Genomic DNA, 7500 nt, shown 5'->3' with positions numbered 1-7500 from the left:
ACCATTACGATCTGATTCATCACGTAAATCTGTAATACCTTCAATTTTCTTATCGCGAACTAATTCTGCGATTTTTTCAATTAATCGTGCCTTATTAACTTGATAAGGTAGTTCAGTTACGATAATAGATTGTTTACCGTTTGACTTCTCTTCAATTTCAACCTTAGCACGAAGCATAATGGAACCGCGACCTGTTTCATAAGCTCTTCGAATTCCACTTCTTCCTAAAATTAAACCTGCCGTCGGAAAGTCTGGACCGGGAATATATTCCATCAATTCCGCGATAGTAATATCAGGATTATGACTTAATGCCAGCACACCATCAATTACTTCGCCAAGCTGATGCGGCGGTATATTTGTTGCCATACCAACAGCAATACCTGTTGTACCGTTTACTAATAAATTAGGGAAACGCGCTGGTAATACTATCGGTTCTCTTTCGGAACCATCATAGTTATCTTGATAATCAATTGTATTTTTTGAAATATCACGTATTAATTCCATAGAAATCTTAGACATTCTTGCCTCTGTATAACGCATTGCCGCTGCTGAATCTCCATCTACAGAACCGAAGTTACCATGCCCATCTACAAGCATATAACGTTGACTAAAATCTTGCGCCATACGTACCATTGTTTCATAAACGGCTGAATCACCATGAGGGTGATACTTACCGATTACTTCACCGACAATACGTGCTGATTTCTTATACGCTTTATCAGCTGTAATTCCTAAATCATTCATCGCATATAAAACCCTGCGATGTACAGGTTTTAACCCATCACGAACATCTGGTAATGCACGAGATACGATAACACTCATTGCGTAATCTAAAAATGAGGTACGCATTTCATGACTAATATTAATTTCTCGAATTCGTGCTTGTTGTTGATTGTCTGACATCAACGAGCACCTCCTCTTACATTTCCGTTACACATACATTGATTTATATGTAGAAGACAGGAATACTTAGATTCCTGTCATTACTCATTTAAATATCAAGGTTCTTCACGTATTTTGCATTCTCTTGAATAAAGTTACGACGTGGTTCCACTTTATCGCCCATTAAAATTTCAAACGTTTCGTCTGCTTCTATTGCATCTTGAAGAGAAACTTGAAGTAACGAACGTACTTCTGGATCCATTGTCGTCTCCCATAGCTGAGTTGGATTCATCTCTCCAAGACCTTTATAACGTTGAATTCCTGGTTTTGGCTGGGCCGGTAGCTCAGCTAATATTTTTTCAAGTTCGTTATCATTATAAGCATATTGAATTTTTTTACCTTGTTGTATTTTAAACAAAGGTGGTTGTGCGATATATATATATCCACACTCAATTATTTGACGCATATAACGATAGAAGAACGTTAATAATAGGGTACGAATATGCGCACCATCAACATCGGCATCGGTCATAATAATAACTTTATGATAGCGTGCTTTTTCAATATCGAAGTCTCCACCAATATTTGTACCAATCGCCGTAATAATTGTACGAACTTCATCATTTGATAAAATCTTATCTAAGCGTGCCTTTTCAACATTAATAATTTTACCCTTCAACGGTAAAATTGCTTGGAAATGACGATCGCGTCCTTGTTTTGCAGATCCACCGGCAGAGTCACCCTCTACGATGTAAATTTCACTAATTGCTGGATCTTTCGAAGAGCAATCAGCTAATTTACCAGGTAAACTTGAAACTTCTAACGCACTCTTTCGACGTGTCAATTCACGCGCTTTTTTCGCAGCTACACGTGCACGTGCAGCCATCGTACCTTTTTCTACAATTTTTCGCGCTACATTAGGATTCTCTAGTAAGAACTTTTCAAATGCCTCTGAGAATACAGACTCTGTAATCGTTCTTGCTTCACTATTCCCAAGTTTTGTCTTCGTTTGTCCTTCAAATTGTGGATTTGGATGCTTAATTGATACAATTGCTGTTAAACCTTCACGAACATCCTCACCAGTTAAATTACTGTCCGCATCTTTTAAAATGCTGTTTTTACGACCATAGTCGTTGATTACACGAGTTAAAGCTGTCTTAAAACCTACCTCATGTGTACCACCTTCATACGTATGGATGTTATTCGTAAATGAGTAAATATTATTTGTGTATCCCTCGTTATATTGAAGAGAAACCTCAACCTGAATACCATCTTTTGAACCCTCTACGTACACAGGCTCTTCATGAATTGGTTGTTTTGAGCGATTTAAATGCTCAACGTATGATTTAATTCCACCTTCGTAATGGAATTCTTTCTTTTGCTTATGTTCACGTTTATCTTCAATTGTTAATTTAATATTACGATTTAAAAACGCTAATTCACGCATACGAGTTGCTAGCGTATCAAAATCGTATACTGTTGTTTCTTGGAAAATTTCCGGATCTGGTTTAAACCGAGTTATTGTTCCTGTTTGATCTGTGTCACCAATGACTTTTAAATCCGCAACCGGAATACCTCTTTCGTATTTTTGGTAATGAATTTTACCTTCACGATGTACAAATACTTCTAGTTCTGTTGATAGAGCATTTACAACCGATGCCCCAACACCATGTAAACCACCGGAAACTTTATAACCGCCACCGCCAAATTTACCACCGGCGTGGAGAACAGTCATAATAACTTCTACAGCTGGACGTCCCATTTTTTCTTGTATACCAACTGGAATACCACGCCCATTATCCGTTACACGAATACTATTATCTTCTTCGATACTAACATTAATTTCATCACAATAACCTGCAAGTGCTTCATCAATACTATTATCTACGATTTCCCACACAAGATGGTGAAGCCCTTTTCCACTTGTAGATCCAATATACATACCAGGGCGTTTCCGAACTGCCTCTAGTCCTTCAAGCACCTGTATCTGACTTTCATCATATGCATTTTCTTGCATTTGCTTTTGTTCCATTGACACAAAGATCACCTACTTTTCCATTTAAACAGGGGTTATTCCCTATCTATTTCACAATCTACAGTGCCGTTCGTTACATGAATTGTTTTCGCTTCTTTTAATGTTTCGTGTTCAATTCCGTCGACACTCGTCGTTGTAACAAATGTTTGCACTTTTCCTTGAATTGTATTTAAAAGATGTGATTGACGATAATCATCTAATTCTGATAAAACATCATCCAACAAAAGGATTGGATATTCTTTAACCTCTGAATAAATCAATTCAATTTCAGCTAATTTTAGGGATAGTGCGGTCGTTCGTTGTTGTCCTTGAGAACCAAAGACTTGAACATTTTTACTATTAACGAAGAATTGTAAATCGTCACGATGAGGACCAATTAAAGTCGTACCACGGAAAATTTCACGTTGTTTCACAGATTGAAAACTTTCATAGTATACTTCTTTTATTTTCGACAAATCCATTGATTCTGATACATCTACACTTGGTTTATAGACAATTTCTAACTCTTCTAATCCACGGCTTATACCTCGATGAATTGGAGCTGCCCATTCCTGTAGCAAATGCAAAAATTCAAAACGTTTTTGCAGTATCTTCGCACCATGCTCAATTAGTTGAAGTGTAAATACATCCAACATCGTTTCCTCATTCTTACTATTCCCTTGCATTTTTTTCAACAAGTGATTTCGTTGCGTGAGCACCTTTTGATATTGACTTAATTCATACAAATATACAGGAGCTATTTGTCCTAATTCCATATCTAAAAAGCGTCTTCTTACTTGAGGGCTTCCTTTTACAAGATTTAAATCTTCTGGGGCAAACATGACAACGTTCATCACGCCAATATATTGACTTAACTTTTGTTGTTCAAGTTGATTTAATTTTGCCTTTTTACCTTTTTTCGAAATATTTAATTCCAAAGACAAAGAACTATTTCTTTTTTGTAATTTCCCTTTTATTTGACCAAAATCTTCATCCCAGCGGATAAGTTCGCGATCATTAGAGGTTCTATGAGATTTTGCCATCGCTAAAACATAAATAGCTTCCATCAAGTTTGTTTTCCCTTGTGCATTTTCGCCGATAATTACATTTACCTTATCTTCAAAGGAAAGCTCTAATTTTTCATAATTGCGATAGTTTTTTAATTGTATTTCTGAAATAAACAAAGGGCTCCCCCTTTATGGCTGAACTTGGAAAGTTCCGCTTCCTGGAATTTCAATAACATCATTCGCATATAGTTTGCGACCTCTTCTATTTTCAAGTTCGTTGTTCACGTACACTTCATATTCTTGTAAAAACCATTTTACAGCGCCACCTGTATCAATTACATCAGCTAACTTTAAAAATTGTCCTAGTGTAATATACTCTGTTGAAATTTTAATACGTTTCATAAAATCGCTCACTTTCTGAAAGTGTTCATTCTTTCATTGTACTAAATAAACTAGCATTAGGAAAGTAATACCCAAAAATCAAATAAGGGCCACTAGCATCTTTAAACTAGCAACCCTTATTCCTTACCTAGTAAGTACGAACCGGTAAAATTAATTGAATAATTGAATCATCATTTACTGTACGAATTAAGAACGGTCTCATCGCCCCAGTAAAGCTAACTTTAATCTCTGTACTATCCAAAGCTTTCAATGCATCCATCATATATTTTGCACTAAAAGATATTTTTAACTCTTCTCCATCTACTTTTTCACATTGTACTTCTTCGACAACTTTTCCGATTTCTGGTGAATTCGAAGAAATCTCTAGCATTTCTTGCTCTAAAGTTGATAATTTAACAACGTTATTGCGGCCATCTCTTGCTAATAGTGAAGCACGATCAATTGCTTGTAGGAATTCTTTTGTATTCACAAAAATATCCGTTTTACTCTCTGCCGGAATTAAACGTGTCGTATCAGGATAATTTCCTTCTAACAATCTTGAGAAGAATAATAAATGTTTTGTACGGAATAATACTTGATACTCCGTAATAACGATATCTACCATTTCTTCAGACTCATCTAAAATTTTACTTAATTCATTTAAGCTCTTACCTGGAATAACAACATTAGCTTGGAACTCATCTGCAATATTATGTCCTTCAATTTTTGCTTTTCGAAGTGCCAGTCTATGACTATCTGTTGCAATACAAGTTAACTCGCTGTTATATACCTTCCAGTTTACACCTGTCAAGATTGGTCTTGTTTCAGAAGTAGAAACTGCAAATACAGTTTGTCTGATCATATGCTTAAGTAAATCTGTTGGTATCTTAAATACATGATGTTCTTCAATCTGTGGCAATAACGGATATTCTGCAGAATCTAAACCATTTAAGTTAAACTCTGATTTTCCAGATTTTATTTTTGTCATAAAATGATTTTCCACAGAAATTTCGACAGTGTCTTTAGGTAGTTTTTTTACAATCTCACTAAAATATTTTGCTTGTAAAACAATGCTTCCTGATTGAGCTATTTCTACGATTTCTTTTCCATCTTCTTCGACTGGAATAAACGATTCAATAGAAATATCAGCATCGCTTCCTGTTAATGTAACCCCTTCTTCAGTAGCTACAACTTTAATTCCCGTAAGGATTGGGATTGTTGTACGAGAAGAAACTGCCTTCATTACATCTTGTACACCTCTTACAAGATAGTCTTTTTGTATTGTAAAACGCATAAAGAAAAACCTCCGGTAAGTATAAGATTTTATTTAATTAATAAGGATAAAAAATAGTAGTAATAGTAATAGGGCTTGTGGATATGTGGATAACCCCTCTAAAGGATGTAAAAACAGTCTATCTACATGTGGATAGACTGTGCGTAAAACAAGGTAAGTTATTCACACTATTCAGCTACTACTTTAAAATACCATTAATTTCTTCAACTTGCTTTTGTAATTGCGTATCGGTTTTTAGTAGTTTAGAAATTTTTTCATGGGCATGGATAACTGTTGTATGATCACGTCCACCAAATTCTTCACCTATTTTTGGTAAAGATGAATCTGTAAGCTCGCGTGATAAATACATTGCAATTTGGCGAGGAAACGCAACTGATTTTGTACGTTTTTTCGCTTTAAAATCTTCTAATTTCACTTGATAAACGTCCCCGACAGCTTTTTGAATATCATAAATAGAGATAATTTTCGGCTTAGAATTTGGAATAATATCTTTAAGTGCTTCAGCTGCTAAATCAGCATTAATATCTTTATTAATTAAAGATGAATAAGCTACAACTCGGATAAGTGCACCTTCTAATTCACGAATATTTGAATCAATTTGATTTGCGATATAAAGCATAACTTCATTTGGTATATCAAGCCCTTCAGCTTTTGCTTTTTTGCGTAAAATCGCAATTCGTGTTTCTAAATCTGGCGGCGTAATATCTGTAATGAGTCCCCATTCAAAGCGGGAACGAAGACGATCTTCTAAAGTTGGAATTTCTTTTGGTGGTCGATCACTAGAAATTACAATTTGTTTACTTTCTTCGTGTAATGCATTAAATGTATGGAAAAACTCTTCTTGAGTTTGTTCTTTTCCAGCAAGAAATTGAATATCATCTATCAATAAAACATCTACGTTGCGATATTTATTACGAAAATCAACAGCTTTATTATCACGAATAGAGTTAATAAATTCATTTGTAAATTTTTCTGATGATAAATATACAACTTTTGCATTTGGATTATGTTCAATTACATAATGACCAATCGCGTGCATTAAATGCGTCTTTCCAAGTCCAACGCCCCCGTAAATAAAGAGTGGATTATACGCTTTAGCTGGCGCCTCAGCTACAGCTAATGAAGCTGCATGGGCAAAACGGTTACCAGAGCCAATAACAAATGTATCAAATGTATATTTTGGATTTAACATGCTCTGTGGTAAATGAGCTGAATCATCTTGTGCTGGATTCGGCTTAACTGGAGGAAGATCAATGTCCTCTTCAGCTTGACTTTGGGGAATAATAAAGCGAATTGCTAATTTTGCCCCTGTTAAATCGTATAGTGTTTCTGAAATTAGTTCAGAGTAATGAGATTCTAGCCAGTCACGAGCAAATTCATTTGGAGCTGTAATCGTTAATACGTCTTTCTTCAAGTTATGAGCCGTTGTGGATTTTAACCATGTCTCATAACTAGGCTTGCTTACCTTTTTTTCTAATTCTTTTAAGGCACTATTCCATAAATCAGAGATATTTTCCAAAGGTGTCCCTCCTTTACTAAGTTGGTAAAAGAATAAGGTTGCGCAACAAATGTACAACCCAATAAATATAAAATGTATATTTATACGAAACGTATTTTAAAACCTAAAAACGTCGTTTGTATATGAGATAGGGTTTTCGACAAAAAAAGCACATGTGGACAACTATTTACCCACATGTGATTAAAACTGTCCACATGTTATACACAAATTGTGGATAAAATAAAGATGTGGAAAACTTATTCAAAGTGAAAACACAACTATAATATCAAAAAAAAGTGGCTATAGCAATGAATTTAAGAAAGTTATCCACAAAATCAATACCTTGTGGAATAAACTTGTCCACAACACGATATACTGTGTAAAAGTGTGAAAAAAGTTTGTGGATATAAAAAACATTAAAAAA

General features: G+C 35.0%; 6 protein-coding genes (1 of these 6 only partly in view). All 6 read right to left on the bottom strand.

Going from position 1 to position 7500, the window contains the following annotated elements; all coding sequences use genetic code 11:
• Nucleotides 1–903, bottom strand: the 5' portion of a protein-coding gene (gene gyrA, locus AXW78_RS00030) for a DNA gyrase subunit A (protein WP_001282864.1). The gene continues 1569 nt to the left of window position 1, outside the view; the window shows 903 of its 2472 coding nt (coding positions 1–903); its start codon is at nucleotides 901–903; its stop codon lies off the left edge, out of view.
• A gap of 88 nt (nucleotides 904–991) precedes the next feature.
• Complete coding sequence (gene gyrB / locus AXW78_RS00025) at nucleotides 992–2914, bottom strand: DNA topoisomerase (ATP-hydrolyzing) subunit B (RefSeq protein WP_000435983.1); 1923 nt, start codon at nucleotides 2912–2914, stop codon at nucleotides 992–994.
• A 38-nt stretch (nucleotides 2915–2952) separates the two neighbouring features.
• A complete protein-coding gene (gene recF / locus AXW78_RS00020; RefSeq protein ID WP_000470745.1) occupies nucleotides 2953–4080 on the bottom strand; it encodes a DNA replication/repair protein RecF in 1128 nt (375 codons plus the stop codon).
• Nucleotides 4081–4092: 12 nt separating this feature from the next.
• A complete protein-coding gene (gene yaaA, locus AXW78_RS00015) occupies nucleotides 4093–4305 on the bottom strand; it encodes a S4 domain-containing protein YaaA (protein ID WP_000821365.1) in 213 nt (70 codons plus the stop codon).
• Nucleotides 4306–4432: 127 nt separating this feature from the next.
• Entirely contained in the window at nucleotides 4433–5578 is a 1146-nt protein-coding gene (gene dnaN / locus AXW78_RS00010; RefSeq protein WP_001212884.1) for a DNA polymerase III subunit beta, read from the bottom strand.
• A 178-nt stretch (nucleotides 5579–5756) separates the two neighbouring features.
• Nucleotides 5757–7097: a chromosomal replication initiator protein DnaA gene (dnaA, locus tag AXW78_RS00005; RefSeq protein WP_000428017.1), complete on the bottom strand. Its 1341-nt coding sequence runs from the start codon at nucleotides 7095–7097 to the stop codon at nucleotides 5757–5759.
• Between the last annotated feature and the right edge of the window lie 403 nt (nucleotides 7098–7500).

The sequence above is a fragment of the Bacillus thuringiensis genome, assembly GCF_001595725.1.
Classification (GTDB): Bacteria; Bacillota; Bacilli; order Bacillales; family Bacillaceae_G; genus Bacillus_A; species Bacillus_A thuringiensis_K.
Note: the sequence above shows the minus strand (reverse complement) of the source record. Positions and strands in the feature narration are given on the sequence as shown.

Excerpts from the sequence above, each read along its gene's own strand:
- gyrB (WP_000435983.1), bottom strand. The coding sequence starts at position 2,914 with ATGGAACAAAAGCAAATGCAAGAAAATGCATATGATGAAAGTCAGATA.
- yaaA (WP_000821365.1), bottom strand. The coding sequence starts at position 4,305 with ATGAAACGTATTAAAATTTCAACAGAGTATATTACACTAGGACAATTT.
- dnaN (WP_001212884.1), bottom strand. The coding sequence starts at position 5,578 with ATGCGTTTTACAATACAAAAAGACTATCTTGTAAGAGGTGTACAAGAT.